We start from the raw sequence: 22552 nt of genomic DNA on the forward strand, positions 1-22552 counted from the left end.
GTGTTTATCCCTTTTTATAGGACAGGGTCTTCATCTTTTTCAGACTATACTTCCGGGTGCCCAGGCCGATCTTTTCGGCATATTCCAGCTGATGTTCCCAGTCCACGTCAGGATAAAGTCCCCTGAATTTGTCCTGCCCCGGGCCTAAATTGTCTGTGAGAACCGTATGGGGAAGGCCCTGTTGCCCGTTGACCAGGTCGGCGCTGGCCTGATCAATGGCCACCGGGTCCCTGGAAATCACCACCCCGATATCATTGACAATGGGGGATTCGCTGTAGGGCAGGCAGTCGCATTTGGGAGCAACCCGGGTGATGAAGTTGATAAACAGGGTCTTGTCTGTCTTGTCTTTCAGCACCCCCAGGCTGTACTCCATCATCTTCTCCAGGAACACGGGCACGGTCTGGTTCCAGTTGATCTTTACGGATTCCGTGGGACAGCGCACAATGCATTCCCCGCATCCGATGCAGAGTTCCTTATTGATAAAGGCTTTTTTCTCTTCCAGATAGATGGCGGATCCCGGGCAGTGGGCCGCGCATTCCCCGCATCCGATACAGGTTTTGCGTTTTATTTTCGGGCTGACATTGGAGTGCTGGTCCAATTTTCCCCGCCGGGAGGCCGATCCCATGCCCACATTTTTCAGGGTCCCGCCGAATCCGGCCAGTTCATGTCCCTTGAAATGGGCCACGGAAATCAGGGCGTCGGCATCTACGATTTCAGATCCGATATAGACCTCTTTGCAGTTTTTCTGGTCCACCGGAACAGCGGTTTCGGATTTGCCCCGGATGCCGTCGGCAATGATCACCGGGGCCCCGTCCATGGATGAATAGGAAAACCCGTTTTCTATAGCGGTTTTAATATGGGAGAGGGCATCGGACCGGGTGCCCACGTAGAGGGTGTTGGCGTCGGTGAGAAAGGGGTTTGCCCCCAGATCCCGGGCAGACCGGATCACCTCCCGGATATAGATTGGCCGGATATAGGAGGTATTGCCCTGCTCACCGAAATGGATCTTGACTGCGGTAAGGTCTTTTTCGGATAAAACATCCTTGATCCCGGCCTTGATCATCAGTCTTGCAAGCTTTTGAATCAGGTTCTCCCTGGATGTGGCTGTCAGGTCCATGAAAAATACGTCTGCCGTCATGATGGTCCTCCCCAGAATAGGTAAATGAACCTTCATGATAGAGCATCCCGGGATAAAACTCAACCGCTGGGATGGGGTTTCAGGGGGAGTATATCAAAGTTTTTAAGTCCGGCTGTTGGGGATTCAGCTCCGCAGAGGGAAGGATTTTCACAGGTTCTAATCGGCTTTCCACGAAAGGGTGAAACTCGTTGCACTCAAACAGATCACCCTTTTTCCGTTCCAAGCCGTTAAAAGTCTGTAGAAAATCCCCCTCCATGTCTCCGCTGAAACCCCAACAGCCTCCATGCCCGTGCGGACAGCTACTATAACAGAGCCTTATAAATACTATTGTTCTGGTTTGAGTTGAAGATTCGCCGGTGGATTAATAGACATAGGTTGTGGTTTGAAATTCCTTATTTATTTCTTTGTTCAACTATTTGATTTATTATATTTTTAAATTCATAGAGATGTTTCCTATGATATGGTGGCACAGTACCATAATGATAAAGTTTCAACATGAAATCTTCATATTGTCTAATAATAAGTTTTAAAGAATGTTCAAATTTAACTCTATCCCCTATTGATAGATCATTATAACGAATTTCATAATAGTCAATGTATAATTTAGCTTGCCTAAATTTGTATTTATCACTTTCCTCATTTTTTAAAATACTATGAGCCTTTAAGAATAATTGAAAACTCTCATCGGGTACTTTTTCTTGAATAGCTTTCAAAAGATTTAACCGGGCAAATTGATTATCAATATAAGTAGTGTTATAGCCTGGGATATTTTCTGCTTTACTATATGCAAAAGTAAAAAGTCTTTCGGCATCTGATAGATGATCAGTGTGATCAGCGCTTAAAACAGCCATCCCGAATTGTAGCCAGAAGTGCGGATTCCCCATAACGTCAGGAACTTCTTGCTTCAATTTTTCATAAAATTCAATATATGAAGACGGTTTGTCAACATCAGGCAGTATTGCTGAAATAGTCGCAAATTTCATAATATTACTGCTTAGTGTTTTTTGTTCTTTTGTCTGAGATTTTCTGTTTCGTCTGATTTTTTCTACAATTCTAACTATTTGGTCAATTGAATACGATGAATTATAGAGATTTTTTAAAATAAAAACACCCAATATGGCTGAGCGTGTTATAATTTCATTACCACGAATTTCAAATACGCTTGATGCTTTTAGCCTTTCTTCGAATTCCTGGCTATAGATATGATTAGATTCCGAAATATCAGATATGAAACTTTTATTACATTCCGATGGATAAACAAGTTGCATAAGACAGATTGCATAGACTGTTTTTTTTGTATCAGGATACTCTATAATTGGGTATATTGCATCTTTGAACAAAGAAATTACATACGGTGCTTTGAGTATTTCTAACAAAATAAATGAAATTTGCGATTCACATTCATCGGATATATACAAGATTCTTTTTTCTGGATTTAGCGATGCAAGATTACCCCACAAACCAGCTTCATAGACCAATTTATCGATAGCTTTTATTTCTTCAGAATAAAGGTAATCAACGTTCAATGTATAAGGTTCTATTTCAAATTCTTGAAGAGCCTTAAGCGCTCGTCTATATCTCTGAGGGCGCTCTGTGAGAACCAACTTACCGTTATCACCTAAAGATGTTGAAAAGTACCTTATAATATCAAGATGATCATCGAAATTATCTACCACAAGATATACAGTTTCAGACATTTCTGCCAATTTCTCTATATCTTTTTCGAAATCGGCTTCTTTATCTTTTACCGTATATACTTGTTTCCCTTCAATAATTAGATTCGCCATTACCTGTTGAACAATGACACTTTTACCATTTGCAATGGCACCATGAAAAATAACTATATTTTGGGATTTAAGGATATTTAAGGCTTCTCCAACTTGCACTCGTTCTATAGCGTATGGCGATTTTTTTGATGTCAAAGAGGATGCAACATAGTTAATGTTACATTTACCCCTCAATAAAAAATCACGGATCTCAGTGTCTCTGTAATATTCTTCTAAATTTAAAGTTTCTTTTTTCAAAGCAGATAAATAACGCATGCTTTTGGGGTACTGTTTGGGTTTAGTTTTTTTCAAAAGCTCCCCAAAACTTTGAACTCCTATTGGAAACACCTCTCCAAATGCGGATAATCTATGATGCGATTTTATAGAAACATCTTCTCTTGTTATAAAAAAAGTTTTCCTTATAATGTCATCATTTTCGACTAATAAACGCTTTATTTCCATGTCGTAAAGAGAATAACCCACAAAAATTATTTGGCTACACAGTTCTAAATCTTTCTTAAATCTATACGCCCAAGGAGAATTGGCGAAGGCATCCGATTTAGTATACGATGATTCAGATAATTTAAATGAATTTTCTAAGGTTTCGTTGTCGAGGGTTTGAATTGCCCCATTTATATGAACGCAAATAGATCTATTTCCAAAATATAGTGTAGGACTCTCTTCGAGAGTAATGGGAATAATCGAGCGACCGACCTTTCCCGCCGCAACCTCATATGCATTATCATAATTAGTTGTATAAACTCGCCGCCAGTTTACACTTGCAATATTTTCATGAAATCCGGCAACTTTTTCTACGGCAAAGGATTTTTTTAGCAAACCTATTAATTTTGCAGGATCGTAATACTTAAGATAATAGTCAGCTGAAAATGTTAAATCATCATCTTCCTCAAATCCACCAAGCTGACAGATTTTACGAGACAATCGTTTTGCGAGTAACAATTCATTCCCGGACTTGTTGTAACAGCCTAAAGAGAAACCTGCTCCCAAGAATAGTATAGTATTTTTCGCATGTGCCTTTGATAAAGCGATATTTAAAGAGTCTTCGTTATAGCTTTCTTTGATATCTAATTTACTGAAATCAGGATTTACCATTTTAGCACTCCATAAAACTCTATAAAAAATGGAAGAATCATTTTTTATAATTAGAATTTGGCAGGAAAAATGAATACAATGATATTGAGCCTTATTCTAACTATTTGAATATGTAATACAAAATTGTTTATCAATTATCAAATAAATTGTAAAGTTAACATATGAAATTGAGTAATTTCAGTGCGAGCACTAATGGTATAAAAGTTCAGTATCCAATAAAAAACATCACTGAGCACTATAGTGTGCAAAGCTCACTCAAATCCTTTAAAATATCCCCGTCTCGTATCCGGAGGGGGGACAGGGTTGGAAGTTCAAGTTTTTTTTTATATTTTAGACCTCATGCTGATCCGCAGAAGGCCCAGATGAAAGCAGATAAAAATGGTGAAAATAATCTGTTCCATCTGCGGGTAAAGAGACGCCCTCTAATCCATGGTCTGCAGCAAACGGAAAAGGGTCTGCCGGGCCAAAATATCCCCGGAGATGCCCCCCCCCCAGTACCTTTTCGTCTTCCACCACGGGCATGGCCGAGATTTCATGGTTTTCCAGCATTCGGATGGAAACGATGATAAAGGCGTCCGGGCCGATGGTGACCACATCCGCAGTCATGACCCGGGTCAGGGGGGCGTCCATGGGCAGGCTGTCCGCATCCCGGCAAAGCTCGTCCACCAGGTCTTCCACTCTATTCCGGCCGGACAGGTTGATCAGACCGGAAGGGATTATATTTGACTCTTTGTCCCAGGAGGGGTAAGTGTTTATCCCGTATGGACAACCAAAGAGTCATCAGGGAAGATCGCATGGATTTCAGGTATGAGGGAAAGGAACTGGAAAGGCTGGAGGCCTTGTACCGGCTCTACTCCCGGATCATGGAGGAGACGGCCTGGGCGAAAAAAGCGGCCTGTTCAAAGGGATGTTCCCATTGCTGTACCTGCAACGTGACCCTGACCGGTCTGGAGACGGCCTTTCTCAATGACCGTCTGGGCAGGGAGGGGCAGGAGCGGGCGGCAAAGAATCTGTCGGAAAAATTTCCCCGGAAACGGTATATCCCTCTCCTGACAACCAATGGATTTGCCCGGGCCTGTATGTCCGGCCGGGAAGTCCCGGAAGAGGAAAACGATCCGGGATGGGGCAGATGCCCCCTGCTGGATAAAGATCTTTGCACGGTATACGAGTACCGGCCCTTTGGGTGCCGGGCCATGATCTCGGACATCTTGTGCGGAAAGGAGGGATTCGCCCAAATGCCTCCCCTGGTCCTTACCCTGAACAATATCTTCCTCCAATATATCGAACACCTGGATTCCAGGGGAGTCACGGGAAATCTTTCCGATATGATGGGACTGGTTCTGCTTTCCGGAAATCCGGAACAGGGTTCAGGTTCAGGTCATGAAAAATCAGAGGGGAAGGTTATTAGAAATTCCAGAATTCCGGCCCTCATGGTTCCCCCGGAACACCGGGAAATCATGGGGGCTGTTATCGAGAAGATTACGGCCTTGACCTGATCTGCAAATCATACTAACATTTAGCTTTTAACAAAAGGCGGAAGGGGGAAATCCCTCCATTGGATGTTCCCCCCTTCCGGCTTTTCTCTGTTTTTAACCTCTATCAAACCGATAATAAAAGGATAGATCATGGGAAAAAATGTGGTGAATCAAATCGATGACCAGGTTAGAATCGACACCATGCTGGTGAGCGTGTCGGACAAGACCGGTCTGGATGAGTTTATTCCCGGGGTTGTGGCTTTGAACCCGAAAATTCTGATTCTTTCCACGGGCGGAACATATGCCAGGATAAGCGAGATCCTGGATGAGCGTGCGGAGGATCATCTCCGGCAGGTCTCCGACTATACAGGTCAGCCCGAAACCCAGGGGGGGCTGGTCAAAACCCTTGATTTCAAGATTTACCTGGGCCTTCTCACGGAAACGTACAATGAAGCCCACCAGGGGGATCTGAAGCGGACCCGGGCCCGGGCCATTGACATGGTGGTGGTCAATCTCTATCCCTTCAGCCAGACCATCGCCAAAGTAGATGCCACCCCTGAAAATGCAAGGGGCAATATCGACATCGGTGGTCCCACCATGATCCGGGCATCGGCCAAGAACTTCATCCGGGTGGCCTCGGTGGTGGATCCGGGATCCTATCCCCGGCTTCTGGAAAAACTGGAAAAGGGTAAAGGAGCCCTCTCCCTTTCGGACCGGTTTGAACTGGCCCGGAAAGCCTTTGAACATACAGCCCAATACGACCGGGCCATAGCCGACTACCTGGCCGGCCAATCATTTGATAAAATACAATCCTGCTATGCCTGATTGTTAAGGAGAACACGCCATGTCCAAAGATCTCAAAGAGATGTACAAAACCATAATGGATGACAGTTTCACCCCTGGGATGGAGATTGCTTTTGTGGACGGGGACAAGAGGCAGACCCTTTTCTATGAAAAGGTTTCCTGGGTCATTGACGGGGTGAACAAGGGGCTGCGCTACGGTGAAAATCCCGGCCAGGAGGCGGCCTTGTACCGGCTGGTCAACGGAAACCTTGCCCTGGGGGATGCCCGGACCATTGCACCGGGAAAATATCTGGTTTCAGACATTGAACTGCTTCAGTCGGGAAAACACCCCGGGAAAACCAATCTCACCGATGCGGATAATTCCTTGAATATCCTGAGGTATTTTACGGACACCCCCTGTGCCGTGATCGTCAAGCATAACAATCCCTGCGGAGCGGCAAGGGCCAAAAGCCTTGAACAGGCCTACCACAAAGCCTATATGGCAGACCGGGTGGCGGCATTCGGCGGCTGTATCGCCTTAAACCGGGCCGTGGATAAGGTTACGGCAGAGGCCATTGCCGATCAGTACGCAGAAGTGGTGGTCGCCCCGGATTTTGAAGACGGGGTCATCGATATCCTGGGGCGGAGGAAAAATTTAAGGGTGATCCGCATCAACGCCATTGAGCGGCTCCAGGGGTTTATCGGGGATCGGGTGGTGGACTTTAAGAGCCTCATGGACGGCGGGCTTGTGGCCCAGTGGTCCTTTGTCCCTGAAACCCTCAAAAAAGAGGGGTTGATCCTCGCCTCCACCGAGTATAAGGGGGAAACCTTTACGGTGGACCGGGAGCCCACGGAACAGGAATATGAGGACATGCTTTTCGGCTGGCTGGTGGAGTCGGGCATCACCTCCAATTCCGTGATCTATGTAAAAGACAATTGCACGGTGGGCATCGGAACCGGGGAGCAGGACCGGGTGGGCGTGGCCGAGATCGCCGTGGACAAGGCCTATCGAAAACTGGCCGACAGATACTGCTTTGAGGAGAACCAGATCTCCTTTGCCGATCTGACCGATCCGGACAAGCGGGCAGACATCGAGTCAAGGGTGGCAGAGGTCAAGGGCGGCCTGATCGGTTCCGCCATGGTTTCCGACGCATTCTTTCCCTTTCGGGATGGTATAGATGTGGGACTTAGGCAGGGGGTCAAGGCCGTGATTCAGCCCGGAGGCTCTCTGAATGATTTTCAGTCTATCCAGGCCTGCAACGAGAACGGGGCCACCATGGTCTACACGGGGCAGAGAAGCTTCAAGCATTAATAAGGACACAAACAGCTCCAGAATATCGCCCTGCGGATACAAGGTCTTTGTATCCGCAGGGCGGTTTTTATGAAAAGGGAGCCATGTTTTTTTCAATCTTTCTTTAGTGTCAGACATCCTGTCTGAAAAGAGCCATCTCCCTGAACAGGTTCAAATTTACTTTTTTGGCACATGGAATCATTCCCATTCGGGGGAACCCATGAAAAGCCCCGCTGTCTTAGTGTCGGTTTGAACCGTCCGTGCTGTATCAGGATTTAAACCACCAGCGTTCCGGAGACTTCCAGCCGTCCAGGTCGCGATTTCCGGAAAGGGGGCCGTGGGCCAGTTTGTCTCTGGCAGCAAAAATGTATTGCGCAAAAACCGGGATAATGGTCCCGCCGTCCCGGCTGATGATTTCCTGCATCTCCCAGTACATGTCCCGCCGTTTGTCTGAGTTGAGTTCGGTGCGGGCCGTTGTCAGCAGTTCGTTAAACCGCTTGTTCTTCCAGTGGGTGTCATTCCAGGGGGAATCCGCTGAATAGGTGGTTGAGAACATCAGGTCTTCTGTGGGCCGTCCGCTCCAAAAACAGGCGCAGAACGGTTTTTTCATCCAGACATTTGACCAGTAGCCATCGTTGGGTTCGCGGACCACTTTCATCCTGATCCCGGCCTTGGAAGCGGTTTCTTTGAAAAGTACAGCAGAATCCACGGCTTTGGAAAATGCGGCATCTGCGGCATGCAGGGTTACGGACAGGCTGTCCAGTCCGGCTTTTTTCAGATAAAACCGGGCCTTGTCCGGATCATAGGGCCGGGGCTTGAGCTGGGTATTGAAATACCGGTTGGCCGGTGTGATGGGGCTGTCGTTGCCGGCCTGGCCGTACCCGCGCAGCAGAATTTTCACCAGCTGCTCCCGGTCAACCGCATATTTCAGGGCGAGACGCACATTGATATCGTCAAAGGGCGGGGTATCCGTGAACATGGGAAAGGTATAATGCTGGGTTCCGGTTACCGTATTAACATGGATGCCCGGTTTTTTTTTCAACAGGTGCAATGTATTGACATCCACCCCTGCAATGCAGTCGACTTCACCTGACACCAGCGCAGTTGTACGGGCCATTTGATCGTTGATCGGAATGAATTCAACCTGGTCGAAATGGGCGCGCCCTTTTTTAAAATAACCGGGATAACGCTCTGCCTTATATCGGGCTCCGGGTTCAAACTCCACCAGTTTATACCCGCCGGTGGCGATGCCGGACCGCCAGTCAGGACGACCGTCTTTTTCCGGGAAAATGATGAAAAAATATTCCGAGACCACATATGGAAAATCTGCATTTCCGCTTTCCAGCTCAAAGACCACAGTCTGGTTGTCAATTTTTCGTATATCTGTTACCGATTTTAAGAGCGGCTTGCCTGCGGATTTACTTTTTTCGCCCCTGTGATGGTTGATGGACGCAATTACATCGTCTGCTGTCAGGGTTTTACCGTTATGGAAGGTGACCCCACGGCGCAGCCGGAAGGTCCATTTCGTGGCCTTGGAATTGGGTTCAAACGACTCTGCCAGTTCCGGGATGATCTCTCCTTTTTCATTGATTTCCGTGAGACAGTTGCCCACCGCGCCGATCATAAAGGCATTGATCAGTCCTGTCCCGTATGTTGCCGGGTCAAGGGATTCCGATGTGCTGGCACCGGGCTGGCCGATTCGAAAATGACCGCCCCTGTTCGGAGTTGCCGCATGGGCGGTTGAACCCGGAAATCCGGGTATTGCAGCTGCCGTCAGCCCGAGTATGGAAAGCCGATACAGGAATTGACGCCGGGTCAGTTGACCGTTGAGAAATTGTTTTTCCAGTGATGATAGTTCCGGCATGTGTAAAACTCCTTTCAATATATGGGTTACAGGGTGTCCCCTGGTTAAAATTGTTTGAAACTAGTTAAAAGGCGGGATTTTGAATCGATGAGATGCCTGAGCAGACCATCCGGGCCAGCGGCCGGCCCAGGCGGGGGGGGATATCGTGGCCCATACCGTCCACAACCTGGAATTTGGAACCGGAAATCAGATCGGCCGTTTCTTTTCCCCTTTCCGGAGAGATGAGTCGATCCACAGCGCCGTGAATTACAAAAGTCGGAACGGAAATCTTTTTTACCTGCTCTTTCATGTTTTGCTTACAGATAATTGCCAATAGCTGACGATTGGCGCCTTCCGGAGAATAGCTGCGGTCAAAGGCTGCCGCCGCCATTTTCCGGGAATGATCGTCTCCTTCAAAATAACCGGGGCTGCCGTATTCTTGAACATGTGCCACCCAGTCTTCAATAAAGGACTCACGGGACTGGGGTTCAGACCACAGGTGATCCAGGGTCTTGATACCCAAACTGCTGCTGGCTGACATGATGGATGTCAGTGAAAGCACCCGGGAAGGATGTTCCGCCGCCAGCACCTGGCCGATGTAGCCGCCCATTGAAATTCCGACCAGGTGGGCGGCCTGGATATCCATCGCATCCATGAGTCCGAGGACATCCCCTGCCATATCATCCAGGGTATAGGGAGGATCGATCTGTTTACCGGCCGTAATCTGCTGCCTCATGATTTCCAGGGCCTGCCCCGGGATATGGTCAAGTTTTGTGGAAAATCCTGTGTCCCGGTTATCAAACCGTATGGTTCGGTATCCTTTGCCGGCAAAGGTTTCATAAAAGGATTCCGGCCAGTGGATGAGTTGTGTCCCCTGTCCCCGGATCAGAATCACCACTCCGTTTTCCTGAATTCCTGATTCTTCATACGCGATGTCAACGCTACCAGTATTTACAATGGGCATATTCCGCCTTTTTGTTCTCGGATGAATGTCACAACCAGACCAGACCCTATCAAAGACATCCGCAAAAGGCAAATGACGGGCGGTAAGGTTTCAGGCCCGCCACAAACCAGGGTTTGTGGTTCAACTACCCATGGCAAGACTCGTTTTTTTCCAGAGTCTGGTATAAGGGTTCGAAGGGGGCTGGGTTTTGTACCCGGATCAAGCCGGGAAAAGGGAGAGCTGATTGCGCCGGGCATCGGCGTGCTGGATGGCGACCTGGATAAGATCCCCGCTTTTGAGCTGATATCCGGATGCAGGCATCCTGGCCTCCAGCATGAACTCCTTGATCAGGATATTGTAATAATCCCTGTGGCGTTCCAGAACCAAGGCTTCAAAATCCTGGCCTTTTACAGACTCCAGATATTTGATCAGCCAGTACCGTTTCCTGGATCCCTGGATGCGGCCGGCATTGACCATGGGAATGGAAATGGTCTGGAGGATTTCGTCCAGTTCCTGTTTGGAGTAGGGCTGTCCAAAACCCAGGATGGCCTTGATCTGTCTCTGGGTGAGCAAATCGTGGTAGCGCCGGATCGGGGATGTGGCCGTGACATAGGCCTTGACCCCCAGCCCGGAATGGGATTCCGGCGTGGTGCCGATCACAGCCCGGCTCAGCTGTTTCCTCTGCATGAAATTGGGCATCAGGGCGAGTTCGATCCCGCTGAACAGCCTCTGTTTAGGGGGGGCCTGGGACCGGAATACAGCAGGGACCTCATTGTCGGCCAGGAATTTGGCCATGAGGGAGTTGGCAAAGATCATCATCTCCGATACCAGCATCCTGGAGGGGTTTTCCCGGTCCACCTTGGAATACCGGATTTCCCGGTTTTCTTCCAGCCATACGTTGACCTCGGGCAGGGTGATCTGGATGGCCCCGGCCTTGAGTCTCTTTTCCCTGAGCAGGGTGGCGATTTTATACAGACTGGTGATGGGGTCGTTTTTTCCGTTGAGAAGATTGGCCTCTGTATAGCTCATCTGCTGATGAACCTTGATAATGCTGGGGACGATCTTATAATCCCGGACCTCAAAAAACCGGTTCATCTGAATCAGGGTGGAAATCCCCGGCCTGAGTTCATCCTGTCTTAAACTGCAGAGATCTTCGGACAGGGAGGAGGGAATCATGGGCAGTTTGTCGTCGGGCATGTAAATGGAGCTGCCCCTCTGTCTGGCGGCCATGTCAATGGGATCCCCGGATTTGATATAGGCGCCCACGTCAATGATGTGGATACCCAGGCAGTATCCTCCTTCGGTGCTTTCCAGGCTGATGGCATCGTCGTAGTCCAAAGTGGACTGGCCGTCAATGGTGACCAGGGGCAGATGGGTCAGGTCTTTTCTGCAGGGATCCTTATAAACGGCTGCATGGGTCCTGGACAGTTTTTTGGCGGTCTGCATGACCGGGTCTGAGAATCGTGTGGGGACCTGGAGGGTCAAAAGATCCAGGTTTTCATCCGTGTCCCAGATTCCGCACCGGACAAAGTAGTTAAACAGAGGATCCGGGGTGGTCAGGCCGGACTTCTTGATCATCTGTCTGGCCATGGCAGATGTGTTTGAATCGCTGCCGAAGAGATAATAGGATTTTAGGATTTCAAGGACAGCGCCGTCCGGCCGGGCAGACTCATTCCCGGATTTGGACATGGCTGTCAGCCATTGGATCCCTTTCTGGATAATATGCTCTTTTTTTTCGGTTTCTTCGATCTGGCGTTTTTTTGCCTTGACCTGGTCCGGCGTATACGGGGCAAACAAAAGCTTATTGAATTTAAAGTAGAGCCGGTCCTTGAAAAAGGCCCGGATCACTGCGGCCTCATGGTCAGGGGTCAGGGGAGGATCAAAGCAGAACAAGGTCATGGCAGAAATATCAATGTCCCCGGATTCTTCATGGAGAATTTCCCAGAGTTCCCGGATGTCGATGGCTTCGGAGAGTTTTTTCCTGTTTTCGGTGATCTCTTTCAGCGAATTGACCAGGGTGGTTCTGGGCTGGGCCGTGTCCAGGCGCAGGGGGGCTATATGGGAGAGTCTGTTTTCCGAAAAATTGACTTCCCTGCTGTTTTCATTGAGTAATCTGAGCTTGCCTTTTTGCTGGCTTAATATTACTGCTGAAATAATTTTCTGTTGATCAATATATTCTACGACGGCCCCGATATTCATGAGTCAGACAATAACAGGAAGGGGGGTCAAAGTCAAACCCGGGAACTCACCGGATAAGGCCGTTTTGCCGGGGAATCGCCTTGAAAATTGGGCCTGGATGACATAGAATATTTTTCATGGGCAAGCGGGAAAAAAACAGAAAGAAAAAAAGAGTACCGGTTATTGAATCCGACCATGATCTTTACCGGGCATTCATCGGAAAAGAGAAACAGGGGGACGAAAAAACCTTTCCTGAACCGGATCAAAAGAGAACCGATCTCAACAAACACGGCCTGCCCGTCATCCGGGAACTTCCAGAGGAATTTTCACGGTTCGTTCCAGAGGAGGCGGAAGAGGATTTTCAGACCCTTTTGGATGAATCCTTGAAAACCCCTGTAAAAAAAGAGAAAAAATCTTCCCGGCCCATTCCCCTGAAAAAAAGGCTCAAGCGGTATCCCGGGCCTGAAAAGGAGCTGGACCTTCACGGATATACCGCATTGGGGGCCCAGGTCAGGGCAAGGTCTTTTATTCTCTCCTGCAAGCACCGGGGATTCTTTACCCTGAGGATCATCGTGGGAAAGGGGCTTCATTCGGACCTGGGACCGGTTCTCCCCGACGTTGTCGAGGATTTGCTCAAGGAGATGAAAAAAGAGGATATTGTCTTAAGCTTCCAATGGGACGGGAAAAAGAAATCCAGGAGCGGGGCCGTAATTATTTATTTAAAGCAGTTCAGGGATTAAGGCCAATTCTAATCATTGCCTTTGGGCCCGATTTCCTGCGCCTTGAACTCAAACCAAAATTCTAATGATTGGAGCTCCCCTTCAGCTGGTATTTCCGGACCGCCCGGTTGTGTTCGGCCAGGGTTTTTGAAAAATAATGGGTCCTATCGTTTTTGGATACAAAAAAGAAAAAGGAGCTCGGTTCAGGAAAAAGGGCGGCTTTCAGGGCCAGGGCACCGGGGTTGGCAATGGGGCCCAGGGGGAGGCCAAAGATCCTGTAGGTATTATAGGGGGTGCTCCTGCGCAGATGTTTTGTCCGGATCCTTCCCTTGAAATCCTTGTCCCCGTAGATCACGGTCGGATCGCTTTCCAGGCGCATCCGTTTTTTCAAGCGGTTGTGAAATACCGATGAGATCAAAGGACGTTCAGACGGATCTGCGGTTTCCTTTTCAATCATGGAGGCCAGGGTGACGATCTCCTGTACGGAAAAACCCATTTCTTTGGCCCTTGCCCTCCATTCCGGGGTAAATACGGAGTGAAAGGTGGCTGTCATTTTCCGGATGATCTTTTGGCAGCCGGTATGGTTGGGGAAAAAATAGGTGTCCGGGAACAGGTATCCTTCCAGGGTGTGGGACTCAATATCCAGGGATCGGATAAATTCGGGATCCCGGCAGAGCTTGAGAAAGTTCTCCCGGGTGCAGAATCCGGTCTCTGCAATCCGCTGGGCAATCTCATCCATGTTCAGCCCCTCGGGAATGGTGATGGGAAAGAGCCTCTCTTTTCCCTGGACAAAAATATCCAGGATCCGGGCCGGCGCCTGGGAAGCTGCGATCATGTATTCTCCGGCCTTGAGCCGGGAAGCGGCTTTTTTGTAGCGGGCATAGAGCTTGAAGCAGGTCTTGTGGGCGATCAGACCCCTGGCTTCAAGATGGGCCGCAATTGTATTGAGACCCTGGCCCGGAGAAATGGTAAACAGAATTTTTTCGGGATCCGGATCAAGGGGGGTGGTCATGCAGTGCGAAATCCGAAAAACAGTATACGCGGCAGCCAGGGCGACCATGATCAGGAGGATACAGGATCCCCATATAATCGGTTTGACTCTTTTCTTCACAACAGACTCAAATGTTTTTCATGTCCTGGTTCTGGGCCTGATATAAAAAGGGTATCTTTTCAGATACCCTTTTCAATCCTGTTTCTATTAAATCAGAGCCTATTTGGCAATGGGAAAATCAACATCCGGGTTATAACAGATCCGGCAGCAGTTCAGGCAGCGGCTCGCCTCTTCATGGGCCTTGTCTTCGGGAAGGACAAGATCCACCTCAACAAAGGAATCCAGCCTATCACCCACATGGAGCTCCGGCATCTTGGCCCGGGGGATGGGTGTGATCCCGTCCACCTTGGAGAAGATGGATTCATGGATCCTCTTCTGCTGTAATGAATCTTTTGGAGGCTCAACCGGTTCCCCTTTGAGGAACAGGTCGATGGACCGGGCCGCTCTTCGTCCGCCGCCGATGGCATCCACCACCAGGGAGGGACCGGTGGCTGCATCCCCTGCCGTAAAGATATAGGGGATAGAGGCCTGAAGTGTGGCCGGATCATTGTCAACCGTGTTCCACCGGGTCAGCTCCAGCTCTTTCATCCGGGGATGGGGATCCTGATCCCTGTAGGACCCGTCCGGGGACTGGCCGATGGCTGAAATGACCATGTCCACATCCAGCTGGGTTTCAGAGCCTTCAATGGGTTCGGGCCTGCGCCGGCCGGATGCATCGGGCTCACCCAGCTGCATTTTCAGGTATTCCAGGGCCTTGCATCGGCCTTCTTCATCGGGAACCACCCGGGTGGGGGCGGCCAGGAAGACAAACTCAATGCCCTCTTCTTCCGAGGCCACGATTTCCACCTCATTGGCCGGCATCTCCTTCCGGGTTCTTCTGTAAACCATATAGACTTTTTCCAGGCCGAGTCTCAGCAGGGTTCTGGCGCAGTCCACGGCAGTATTTCCCCCGCCGACCACGGCCGCGGTCCGGCCGAGGGGAATTTTTTCTCCCGAAGAAATCCTCTGCAGAAAATCAATCCCGGTAAAGCAGCCGGGCAAATCTTCGCCTTCGATCCCCAGGGAATAATCCTTCCAGGCACCCACCCCCAAGAATACGGCGTTATAGCCCGAGGCCATAAGAGAGCCCAGGCCGAAATCCACACCAAACTTGACATGGCAGAAATCTTTGATCCCGAGATCCAGGATGGTCTGGATTTCCCAGTCCAGGACCTTTTTGGGGAGCCGGTATTCCGGGATGCCGTACCTGAGCATACCGCCCAGTTTGGGCATGGCCTCGAATATGGTTACCTCGTGACCGATCCGCCTCAGGAAATAGGCACAGGACAATCCGGAAGGACCTCCACCGATCACGGCAATTTTCTTTCCCGTATCCGGTGCGCAGGGGATGGGGATTTTTGTGCCGGAATTCATCTCATAGTCTGCCACGAACCGCTTGAGCTGGTTGATGGAAACCGGATCATCCTCTATGCCCCGGCGGCATTCATCCTCACAGGGATGGGGGCAGACCCGGCCGCAGGCCAGGGGCAGGGGGTTTCTCATGCGGATGGTCTGGACGGCTTCGGCATATTTGCCCTCTCTGAGCTGGTTGATATACCTGGGAATATTGATCTCAGCCGGACAGGTCTGGGCACAAGGCGCCAGGGGGTCATGCTTCTGGTTGAACTTCATGAGTTTTTCAGACAGGGTCTTGACTTCGATGATATCCTTGGGACAGGCCTTTTGGCAGGCTCCGCAGCCCACGCATTTTTCCTCGTTCACCACGGGATGTCCGTCGGACCCGATCCTCACCGCATCGAACTTGCAGGCCCTGACACAGTCACCCAGGCCGATGCAGCCCACGGTGCAGACCCGCTTGCCGCCGAACACGACGGCCATGGCCTTGCAGGAGGAAATTCCCATATAATGGTACTTGTCCGCAGCCCGGTTTCCCCCTTCACACATATTGTAGGACATGGGACTTTCAGCTGCACCTGCGTCCACGCCCATGATCTTTGAAACGGCTTCCACGCCCTCCTTGGAGTTGATGACACATACGCTGGGAGGTTCTTTACCGGAGACAATGGCCTCGGCAGCCGCTGAACAGCCTGCATAACCGCAGCCTCCACAGTTGGCACCGGCCAGGTTCCCCTCCACCCGGGCGATCCTCGGATCTTCATATACATAGAAGATCTTGGAGGACAGACCTAAAATGATACCGCAAAGGGCGCCGATACCTAACATGAACAATAACGCTGAGATCATAAAATCACCTTACTTAAATTGTATCCTTTCTTTAAAGGAGTCATTTCCTTGAATCCTTGAATGTTTTTTAAACCATTCCTCTGAAAGACATGAATGTTAATGCAATGATCCCGGCGGTTACCAGACCGATGGAAGTATCCTGAAGGGGTTTGGGCACCCGGGCCAGGCTGATTCTCTCCCGGACACCGGCAAAGAGGATCAGGGCAAGACCAAAGCCGACGGCATAGGCAAAAGAAGAGACCGTGGCTTCGATAAAGGTGTATTCTTCCTTGATATTGATCAGGCAGACACCCATGACCGCGCAGTTGGTCGTAATCAAGGGAAGAAAGATGCCCAGTCCCGCGTACAGGGCGGGAATGCTTTTTTTCAGGAACATCTCCACGAACTGGACCAGTGATGCAATGACCAGGATAAAAGAGACCGTGCGCAGATATTCCAGGTTGAGGCCCTTGAGCAGATAGGCATCAACGACCCAGGTGATGATGCCGGCCATGACCAGTACGAAGACAACGGCCATTGACATGCCCACGGCAGTCTCCATTTTTTTGGAAGTCCCCAGAAAGGGGCAGTTGCCTAAGAATTGGGCAAGGAGGATATTGTTGATGAATATACAGCTGATAGCCAGGACGAATAGATCACCCATGTTGATATCTCCTTTTTATTTTTTCCCGATCAGATTCATCAGGCAAAGCATCAGTCCCAGTCCGACAAATGCACCCGGGGCTTCGATCATAAACTGGAAGGGCATGAATCCGGCTCCGATTTCAAAGGCCGGGGTTCCTCCCCATATGGTCAGGGTTCCTGCTCCCAGCAATTCCCTGACCGCACCCAGGGCCGCCAGGGACAGGGTAAAGCCGATACCGATGCCAAGGCCGTCGGCTGCCGAGGGAAGGACCGTGTTCTTGCCGGCAAAGGCCTCAGCCCGGCCCAGAACGATACAATTGACCACGATCAGGGGGATGAAGATACCCAGCTTGAGAAACAACTCGTAGGTATAGGCCTGCATGACCAGTTCCACGATGGTGACAAAGGTGGCGATAATAACAATATAACAAGCAATTCTGACCTTTGCCGGAATGATGTTTCGAAGCATGGAAATCAGAATGTTTGAAAAAACCAGAACAAAGGTTGTGGCAATGCCCATTCCAATACCGTTTTCAACGGTCTTGGTCACCGCAAGGGTGGGGCATAATCCCAATACCAGCCGGAACGGAGGTATCTCAGCCCATAGTCCTTTTGTAAATTCTTTTACCAGGGATTGTGCCATAATTTTATCTCCCGAATAGCTGTTGGCTATTTAATCTGCTTGATGATTTCAGGCTTCAGGGTTTCATATAGTTTCTGGGCCTGGGATGCTGCCTGGCTCACGCCCCCGGAGGTAACCGTTGCGCCGGACATGGCATCAATGGCGCCCCCACTGCCTTTAAGGGCAAAGTTGCTGGACATGCCCATGCCGGCAAATTGGCTGACAAAGGAGAGGTCGTCCTTGGCCCGGGCCCCGATACCGGGGGTTTCCGAATGGGTGGTTACCCGGACGCCCACAATTTCATCCGTATCCAGGTTGATGCCCACCATGAGACCCACAGGGCCGCCGAATCCGGTGCCTTTGGCCTCAAAGGCCACGGCTTTGGAACCGTCGGACAGAGTTCCCGGGAAAATCTGGAGTTCCATATCACCCTTGGTCACGTTGAATCGTTCACTTAGAGGATCGTTGGTTGCCTCGGGAAAGATCTCCGCGATGGCCGGGGCTTTCTGGAATTTGAGCACCTGGTTTTCAATCTGGACTTCGGTTCCGGATTTAACGGCTGCCAGAAGTCCGCCTGACAGGGCTGTCAAAACCGTTAAAACCACGATCATATTTATCATTTCACGCATTGCTTACCCCCTTTCCCAGGGCTTTGGGTCGAATCGCATCCACCAGGGGATTGATGAGATTGAGCAGCAGGACGGCAAGGATGGTCCCGTCATGGTATACGCCGATATTCCGCATGAGGATGATCATTATTCCTGCCCCTGCTCCGTAGATCAGCATGGGGATGGTATAGACCGGTGATGAAGAGTTTTCCGTGGCCAGGAAAAAAGCTCCCAGCAGGGTATATCCTGTGAAGAGATGGAAAAACGGTCCTCCGTAGACCTCTGGATTTGCCATGTTGAAACAAAAGGCGGTAACCAGGATGCCTGCGATGAATGAAACCGGGATTTCCCACCGGATGTATCCCCTCAGAATCAGGTAGATCCCGCCCAGGATCAGTCCCAGGCCAAAGGTGGAACCGATTCCTCCCACCTGCTTGCCCATGATCAGGTCCCCCAGGGGGAAAAGACCGGAAATCTCGGCAGCACCCTTGGTCTTTAGAGCAGCCAGGGGGGCCAGGGCCGTGAAGTCAAAGTCGTAGCTGACATAGGCAGAGTCAAAATCAAACATGACTTTCCAGGAAAGCATGAGGAAGGCCATTCCGATCAGGGCCGGATTAAAGGGGTTTCCCCCGGCCCCGCCGAAGATGACTTTCCCGAGGACTACAGCCACAAAGGTGCCGGTAACCACCAGCCACCAGGGGGCTGTCGCCGGCAGCATCAATCCGAAGAGCAATCCGATGAGGGCGGATTCCAGATCCCCGATGGATGGCTTCTGTTTTGAGAGTATGTTCATGACCAGTTCCCAGACCATGGCGCTGCCCATGGAGAGGGTCACCACGCCAAGGGCCACGGCGCCGAACTGAACAATCCCGAACAGGGCTGCGGGCAGCAGGGCCAGGATAATATTCAGGTTCATTTGAAACATGCTGTCTCCGTCATGCCAGAACGGGGCATGGGAAACGATGAGTTTATTGTCGTTCATTTGCAGCCTCCATATTAAGCTTTATGCCCTAAGGCTCATCAGTTCATGTTTCCCCAGGCGGATATACTGATACAAGGGGATCCGCGCCGTACAGACATAGGCGCATAAGCCGCATTCAATGCAGGACTCAAGATCATATTTGTCGGCTGCCTCCTCATACTGATCGGCTTCCAGATACCGGACCAGTATGTTGACAGGCACATTGGCCGGGCAGATCCGGACACACTTTCCGCAGTTGATGCAGGGGTAGTCGGAAAGTTCCGGAACAATATCCCTGTCCTGGACGATCACCATGTCCATGTCTCCTACAACGGGATGGTGGGGGGTGAAGGTGGCAAACCCCGTCATAGGACCGCCGATGATGATCCTGTCCATTTCATTGACGTGGATATTGAAGGTATTGAGGATCTTGCTTAAAGGGGTGCCGATCACGGCTTTTACCCGGCGCTGACTCCCGGTTTTGTCCATGACAGTGATGATTTTTTCAAAAACCGGTTTCCGGGATTCATAGACCCGGGACAGGGAGACCAGAGCTTCGGGCCGGATAAAACAGACCCCCTGTTCCTCCGGCGTCTTCCCGGGAACAGGTACCATGTTCAGATGGTCTTTCATGACCATGGCCGGCAAGGCTGAAGGATAGTCCGGAGAGGTTTTGAACACCAGAAAATTAGTAAACTCCGATTCCAGGTCCAGGTTTTCAGGGAGGGTCAAACAGAGCTTGGTTACCCCCGTTATTTTTTTAAGGAGCAAGGCCCCTTTTTTAATTTCCTCTGCGTATTTGCAGGCGATGAACTGATTGGAAGTTGAGAGAATATCCGTATCCGAACAGGTAACCACGATGGTATCGATTTTGAGATCCTTCCGGGCCAGGGTTTCAAAGGGAAGGTCTCCTGGGAGGGTCCGTAAAAAATCATCGGCGAATTCCAGGGTCTCTTCCGGTGTGAAAGAAGAAGGTTCCGTAGGCTTGGCCGGATCGTGGGTGATGATGACATAGGTGGCGGTATTGCCGAAATCATCGGAATAGGTGTCGAATAGCTTTATGGTTCCTGAAACCGGAGAAATGGCATAAACCGTACTGTCCTCGTACAGCTTTATCTTTTCTCCCTGCTGAACCGGGTCTCCTTTTTGGATGAGGGCCTGCTTCCCGCTGTCGATCTCCTCGTGGATCAACAAGGTCAGGCTGGCCGGGACAGGTATGGATTCCGGCTCTTTTGGATCAGGTTCAAGCAGATCATAGTGAAGCCTGGGCTGGCTTAGAGCAAAAAAAGATCGTTTAATCATAATAAGTCCTTGTTGTGTAAAAAACTAGAAATCATGAATTATGTCTGGAAAATATAAGGATCGGGAAACCAGAACCTATAATGCATGACATGAATTACATTCTACCGGACCTGCGCCAGAATCTTCATGGCATCCCTTGCATTGGGCGTGAAAAGCGTCCGCCCTGGACGGCATGTCTTCATCACCGGTTTCCTCGTGGCACTCACTGCAGTTGTAGGTCTCATCATCTTCAATGTTATGATGGCAGTCCAGACATTCCAAAGAATAATCGTCTGTGTGAGAAAGGTGGGTGAAAAGAACTTTTCCGGCCTTGTTTTGAAACATCAGTCTGAGCGGATGTTCAGGAACAGGGGATGTAAAAGATGCATAGCAGACAATTCCCGTGATCAAAAGAACGATCATGATGCAGACAGCTGCTTTAAGGTTGCGTTGTGATGTCATATTTTCTCTCTCAATTTTAAGGTTTGGAGTTAAGCGACAAACCCACAACTGGCAGCGTATATATTATATTATGGTTAGATTGGCAAGGGAAAAATCTTCCTCTTGGGCAGGGATTCGGGAAGGGGCCGGAGTCCGTTTGTTTACAGGGAAGCATGGCCGAAACCGGAGCGGTCCGGTGCTTTTTGGGGCGGGTGCTTAGACCCTTAGGGGATCTGGCAGGGCTGTGAAAGGGCAGGGGCCTTTTTTACTAGAAATGGCTTGTATTCATCGTTGTTGTTTAACCTTGAATGATTTGCTCTGATAATGAGAAAGGCTGCGGCAAATCCGGTGCCTCCCAGGATCAGAGCTCCCAGGGAAGCATCCATGGAGATAAGGGGGGCAAGGGCGTCCCCTGCTAGGGCGCCGATGAGAAGGCAGATGATGGGAAAGACATAGAGCAGAAAAGCCAGAAAAAGCATGGGTTTGGTTTCAAGACCGATGACCACCTGGTCCCCCTGTTCAACACCCAGGGTATTTTTCACCTTCAGGGTCATCTCCTTTCCGCCGTGTCCTCCGCAGCTTTCCCTGGAGGAGCATCCCTCACAGGCCGTGGATCGGGTGGTTTTGATCCATGCCGAGGATTGATCTGCCTGGGTAACGATTCCATATTCTTTGATCATGATTCTGTTCCGTCCGGTCTCTGCTCCACACTGACGCTCAACGTAATATTCGGATGTCCAGGGTGCCTAAAATCAGGCAACAATATTCATTATTCGGCTGGCCTCGGGGCCGGATGTCCCGTATCGGCCTGCCTGGGCGGCTTGATCTGTCTGGGCTGCCTGGGCCGATTGCTGGGAGGCCTGGGTCTCAAGGGTCGACGTCTCTGTTTCCCCTGCCGCTTCAACCGCCTGCATGTCCCTGGCTTCCTGGGTGATATTCACTTCAAACGCTTCCCTGGCCGCCCTGGCGTCTTCCTGGTTCAGCCGGGCTCTGGCCGCCTCCTGGTTCTGGGCCTGCAGCTGGGTGTTGTCGGTGGGAGCTGCCTGGTTCGCAGCATATGGGTTTTGGCTCTGTACACTGTTGATGTCCATGGAAAAATCCCTCCTTATACCATTGGATCCTTAGGTTTGAGGATAACCATATATATAAATGATGTCAAATTTTTTATTCTTTTTGCTTGACAAAAAAAAGGACCTGATATATAAACTCCAGGTCTTGATTCGGGGGGATCTCAATTCAAGACACTGCTCCCCAGTAGCTCAGTTGGCAGAGCAATTGGCTGTTAACCAATGGGTCCGCGGTTCAAGTCCGTGCTGGGGAGCCACTTTAAATTTAGACTTTCATTGATTTAGGTGAAGGTCTTTTTTTATTTTTGCCTGCCTTCCAAAAGCACCCGCCTGCCCGGAATTTTTTGAACATCTGCCCAAAGGGGAATTGGATTTTGGATTTGAACTTTGTCTACAAGCCTGCG

General features: G+C 50.0%; 20 protein-coding genes and 1 tRNA gene. 5 read left to right on the plus strand and 16 right to left on the minus strand.

What is annotated here, in order from left to right:
* Positions 1-4: 4 nt before the first annotated feature.
* The 3 genes from F608_RS0119965 to F608_RS36985 all read right to left on the minus strand — a co-directional run bounded on the left by F608_RS0119965 (position 5) and on the right by F608_RS36985 (position 4695).
* On the minus strand, positions 5-1138 hold the full coding sequence (locus tag F608_RS0119965) for a DUF362 domain-containing protein (protein ID WP_027362949.1): 1134 nt from the start codon (positions 1136-1138) through the stop codon (positions 5-7).
* Between the two features lie 392 nt (positions 1139-1530).
* Positions 1531-4017: an SIR2 family protein gene (locus F608_RS0119975; protein WP_022667457.1), complete on the minus strand. Its 2487-nt coding sequence runs from the start codon at positions 4015-4017 to the stop codon at positions 1531-1533.
* Positions 4018-4347: 330 nt separating this feature from the next.
* Positions 4348-4695 (minus strand): CBS domain-containing protein, encoded by a 348-nt coding sequence (locus tag F608_RS36985; RefSeq protein ID WP_022667458.1) that lies wholly within the window; start codon positions 4693-4695, stop codon positions 4348-4350.
* Positions 4696-4811: 116 nt separating this feature from the next.
* Between F608_RS36985 and F608_RS0119985 the strand changes: the two genes are divergently transcribed.
* The 3 genes from F608_RS0119985 to F608_RS0119995 all read left to right on the plus strand — a co-directional run bounded on the left by F608_RS0119985 (position 4812) and on the right by F608_RS0119995 (position 7587).
* The gene (locus F608_RS0119985; protein WP_033398889.1) at positions 4812-5513 is read left to right on the plus strand and encodes a YkgJ family cysteine cluster protein; all 702 of its coding nucleotides are present in this window, start codon (positions 4812-4814) and stop codon (positions 5511-5513) included.
* A gap of 129 nt (positions 5514-5642) precedes the next feature.
* Positions 5643-6317 carry an IMP cyclohydrolase gene (locus F608_RS0119990; protein ID WP_022667460.1) on the plus strand — a complete coding sequence of 225 codons (675 nt, stop codon included), beginning with the start codon at positions 5643-5645 and terminating at the stop codon, positions 6315-6317.
* 19 nt (positions 6318-6336) lie between these two features.
* Entirely contained in the window at positions 6337-7587 is a 1251-nt protein-coding gene (locus F608_RS0119995) for an AICARFT/IMPCHase bienzyme formylation region (RefSeq protein ID WP_022667461.1), read from the plus strand.
* Between the two features lie 247 nt (positions 7588-7834).
* Here F608_RS0119995 and F608_RS0120000 read toward each other — a convergent pair whose 3' ends face one another.
* The 3 genes from F608_RS0120000 to F608_RS0120010 all read right to left on the minus strand — a co-directional run bounded on the left by F608_RS0120000 (position 7835) and on the right by F608_RS0120010 (position 12551).
* A complete protein-coding gene (locus F608_RS0120000) occupies positions 7835-9430 on the minus strand; it encodes an ABC transporter substrate-binding protein (RefSeq protein WP_022667462.1) in 1596 nt (531 codons plus the stop codon).
* 64 nt (positions 9431-9494) lie between these two features.
* The gene (locus F608_RS0120005; protein WP_022667463.1) at positions 9495-10373 is read right to left on the minus strand and encodes an alpha/beta fold hydrolase; all 879 of its coding nucleotides are present in this window, start codon (positions 10371-10373) and stop codon (positions 9495-9497) included.
* A gap of 198 nt (positions 10374-10571) precedes the next feature.
* A complete protein-coding gene (locus F608_RS0120010) occupies positions 10572-12551 on the minus strand; it encodes a ribonuclease catalytic domain-containing protein (protein WP_022667464.1) in 1980 nt (659 codons plus the stop codon).
* Between the two features lie 116 nt (positions 12552-12667).
* Between F608_RS0120010 and F608_RS0120015 the strand changes: the two genes are divergently transcribed.
* Positions 12668-13270, plus strand: a complete 603-nt coding sequence (locus F608_RS0120015) for a Smr/MutS family protein (protein ID WP_022667465.1) — start codon at positions 12668-12670, stop codon at positions 13268-13270.
* Between the two features lie 61 nt (positions 13271-13331).
* Here F608_RS0120015 and mltG read toward each other — a convergent pair whose 3' ends face one another.
* The 10 genes from mltG to F608_RS0120065 all read right to left on the minus strand — a co-directional run bounded on the left by mltG (position 13332) and on the right by F608_RS0120065 (position 22172).
* Complete coding sequence (gene mltG, locus F608_RS0120020) at positions 13332-14360, minus strand: endolytic transglycosylase MltG (protein WP_022667466.1); 1029 nt, start codon at positions 14358-14360, stop codon at positions 13332-13334.
* A 99-nt stretch (positions 14361-14459) separates the two neighbouring features.
* Positions 14460-16544, minus strand: a complete 2085-nt coding sequence (locus F608_RS0120025) for an RnfABCDGE type electron transport complex subunit B (protein WP_022667467.1) — start codon at positions 16542-16544, stop codon at positions 14460-14462.
* A gap of 67 nt (positions 16545-16611) precedes the next feature.
* Positions 16612-17187 carry an electron transport complex subunit RsxA gene (rsxA, locus tag F608_RS0120030; protein WP_022667468.1) on the minus strand — a complete coding sequence of 192 codons (576 nt, stop codon included), beginning with the start codon at positions 17185-17187 and terminating at the stop codon, positions 16612-16614.
* Positions 17188-17202: 15 nt separating this feature from the next.
* Positions 17203-17811, minus strand: a complete 609-nt coding sequence (gene rsxE / locus F608_RS0120035) for an electron transport complex subunit RsxE (RefSeq protein WP_022667469.1) — start codon at positions 17809-17811, stop codon at positions 17203-17205.
* Between the two features lie 26 nt (positions 17812-17837).
* Positions 17838-18419: an RnfABCDGE type electron transport complex subunit G gene (gene rnfG / locus F608_RS0120040; RefSeq protein WP_022667470.1), complete on the minus strand. Its 582-nt coding sequence runs from the start codon at positions 18417-18419 to the stop codon at positions 17838-17840.
* A complete protein-coding gene (locus F608_RS0120045; protein ID WP_022667471.1) occupies positions 18412-19380 on the minus strand; it encodes an RnfABCDGE type electron transport complex subunit D in 969 nt (322 codons plus the stop codon). The genes rnfG and F608_RS0120045 overlap by 8 nt, the downstream gene beginning before the upstream one ends.
* A gap of 21 nt (positions 19381-19401) precedes the next feature.
* Positions 19402-20661: a 4Fe-4S dicluster domain-containing protein gene (locus tag F608_RS0120050; RefSeq protein WP_022667472.1), complete on the minus strand. Its 1260-nt coding sequence runs from the start codon at positions 20659-20661 to the stop codon at positions 19402-19404.
* A gap of 75 nt (positions 20662-20736) precedes the next feature.
* Positions 20737-21102, minus strand: coding sequence for a cytochrome c3 family protein (locus F608_RS0120055; protein ID WP_022667473.1), 366 nt, complete (start codon positions 21100-21102; stop codon positions 20737-20739).
* 203 nt (positions 21103-21305) lie between these two features.
* Positions 21306-21761 carry a SoxR reducing system RseC family protein gene (locus F608_RS0120060; protein ID WP_022667474.1) on the minus strand — a complete coding sequence of 152 codons (456 nt, stop codon included), beginning with the start codon at positions 21759-21761 and terminating at the stop codon, positions 21306-21308.
* Positions 21762-21833: 72 nt separating this feature from the next.
* Positions 21834-22172, minus strand: a complete 339-nt coding sequence (locus F608_RS0120065; RefSeq protein ID WP_022667475.1) for a hypothetical protein — start codon at positions 22170-22172, stop codon at positions 21834-21836.
* 157 nt (positions 22173-22329) lie between these two features.
* Here F608_RS0120065 and F608_RS0120070 point away from each other — a divergent pair.
* Positions 22330-22405: transfer RNA gene (locus F608_RS0120070), tRNA-Asn, on the plus strand.
* Positions 22406-22552: the final 147 nt, after the last annotated feature.

Origin of the sequence: Desulfospira joergensenii DSM 10085 (genome assembly GCF_000420085.1) — a bacterium.
Taxonomy (GTDB): Bacteria; Desulfobacterota; Desulfobacteria; order Desulfobacterales; family Desulfobacteraceae; genus Desulfospira; species Desulfospira joergensenii.

Coding starts and splice junctions, on each gene's coding strand:
- F608_RS0119965 (WP_027362949.1), bottom strand. CDS start 1,138: ATGACGGCAGACGTATTTTTCATGGACCTGACAGCCACATCCAGGGAG.
- F608_RS0119975 (WP_022667457.1), bottom strand. CDS start 4,017: ATGGTAAATCCTGATTTCAGTAAATTAGATATCAAAGAAAGCTATAAC.
- F608_RS0119985 (WP_033398889.1), top strand. CDS start 4,812: ATGGATTTCAGGTATGAGGGAAAGGAACTGGAAAGGCTGGAGGCCTTG.
- F608_RS0119990 (WP_022667460.1), top strand. CDS start 5,643: ATGGGAAAAAATGTGGTGAATCAAATCGATGACCAGGTTAGAATCGAC.
- F608_RS0119995 (WP_022667461.1), top strand. CDS start 6,337: ATGTCCAAAGATCTCAAAGAGATGTACAAAACCATAATGGATGACAGT.
- F608_RS0120000 (WP_022667462.1), bottom strand. CDS start 9,430: ATGCCGGAACTATCATCACTGGAAAAACAATTTCTCAACGGTCAACTG.
- F608_RS0120005 (WP_022667463.1), bottom strand. CDS start 10,373: ATGCCCATTGTAAATACTGGTAGCGTTGACATCGCGTATGAAGAATCA.
- F608_RS0120010 (WP_022667464.1), bottom strand. CDS start 12,551: ATGAATATCGGGGCCGTCGTAGAATATATTGATCAACAGAAAATTATT.
- F608_RS0120015 (WP_022667465.1), top strand. CDS start 12,668: ATGGGCAAGCGGGAAAAAAACAGAAAGAAAAAAAGAGTACCGGTTATT.
- F608_RS0120025 (WP_022667467.1), bottom strand. CDS start 16,544: ATGATCTCAGCGTTATTGTTCATGTTAGGTATCGGCGCCCTTTGCGGT.
- rsxA (WP_022667468.1), bottom strand. CDS start 17,187: ATGGGTGATCTATTCGTCCTGGCTATCAGCTGTATATTCATCAACAAT.
- rsxE (WP_022667469.1), bottom strand. CDS start 17,811: ATGGCACAATCCCTGGTAAAAGAATTTACAAAAGGACTATGGGCTGAG.
- rnfG (WP_022667470.1), bottom strand. CDS start 18,419: ATGCGTGAAATGATAAATATGATCGTGGTTTTAACGGTTTTGACAGCC.
- F608_RS0120045 (WP_022667471.1), bottom strand. CDS start 19,380: ATGAACGACAATAAACTCATCGTTTCCCATGCCCCGTTCTGGCATGAC.
- F608_RS0120050 (WP_022667472.1), bottom strand. CDS start 20,661: ATGATTAAACGATCTTTTTTTGCTCTAAGCCAGCCCAGGCTTCACTAT.
- F608_RS0120055 (WP_022667473.1), bottom strand. CDS start 21,102: ATGACATCACAACGCAACCTTAAAGCAGCTGTCTGCATCATGATCGTT.
- F608_RS0120060 (WP_022667474.1), bottom strand. CDS start 21,761: ATGATCAAAGAATATGGAATCGTTACCCAGGCAGATCAATCCTCGGCA.
- F608_RS0120065 (WP_022667475.1), bottom strand. CDS start 22,172: ATGGACATCAACAGTGTACAGAGCCAAAACCCATATGCTGCGAACCAG.